Source organism: Nakamurella endophytica (assembly GCF_014646215.1).
Lineage (GTDB): Bacteria > Actinomycetota > Actinomycetes > Mycobacteriales > Nakamurellaceae > Nakamurella > Nakamurella endophytica.
The window spans coordinates 1-890 of record NZ_BMNA01000028.1 but is presented as its reverse complement, the minus strand read 5'-3'; the positions used below and the strand labels follow the sequence as shown (position 1 = coordinate 890).

Annotated in this window: 1 protein-coding gene; it reads left to right on the top strand. The window is 74.7% G+C overall.

All coding sequences use genetic code 11. From position 1 onward, the window contains the following. Positions 1-590: SpoIID/LytB domain-containing protein (locus IEY37_RS21725; RefSeq protein WP_188945034.1), on the top strand; the 590-nt coding region annotated here is incomplete at its 5' end. Between the last annotated feature and the right edge of the window lie 300 nt (positions 591-890).

Here is an 890-nt window from a genome sequence, read left to right as displayed (position 1 = left end):
TCGCCGCCGGCGCCCGCGCCAACCTCAAGCCGGGCCTGAAGAACGAGAACGCCTCGCACCGGATCCGCAGCGCGCCCGCCGGCAGCTGTCGCACCGACGGCACCGACTCCAGGATCCCGAGCAGCATCCTGGTGTACCGCACCAAGCTCGACCGGGTGGACCGGGTCGCCTTCAAGACCTACGTCGAGAACGTGCTGCCCAACGAGTGGATCGCGTCCTGGCCCCGGGAGTCCCTGCGCGCCGGCGCGGTCGCCGTCAAGAGCTACGCCTGGTACTGGGCGTTGCACTCCACCCGCAGGACCCCGTCCGGTCGCTGCTACGACGTCCGCGACGACACCGGGGACCAGGTCTACCGGCCCGGCTCCGCGGTGTCCTCGACGGACGCCGCCGTGCAGGCCACCTGGGGCGTCCGGATGACCCGAGCCGGGTCGGTCCTGCTCGCGCACTACTGCTCGGACAACGGCAGGTGCGGTGCCTGGCGCTCCGGCGACTGGCTGTCGCAGTGGGGGTCCGAGCGCGCGGCCCAGGCCGGCCGCGGGTACGCCGGCATCCTGCACCTCTACTACCGGGACATCACCCTCACCGGCTGACCCGTCCGCCCGGCCGCGTCCTGCGACGCCGCTGCCGGTGCCAGGAGGTCCGCAGGGCCGGCGCCGGACGCCGCGGACGCGGCGCGGCCCACCCGGACGACCCCGACCGCCGGTGCGCAGCACCACCGGTACCACCCGCAGTCCCGCTCCGTCCCCGACGAAAGGAAAAAGACATGTCCCTGATCGCTTCCGAGGTGCCCGCGCCCGACACCCCCGGGCGCCGGCCCGGCCTGCTGCGCCGGTGGGCCGGGGCCGGGTTGGTGGCCGGTGCGGTGGTGGCCGGTGTGGTGGCGCCGGTGG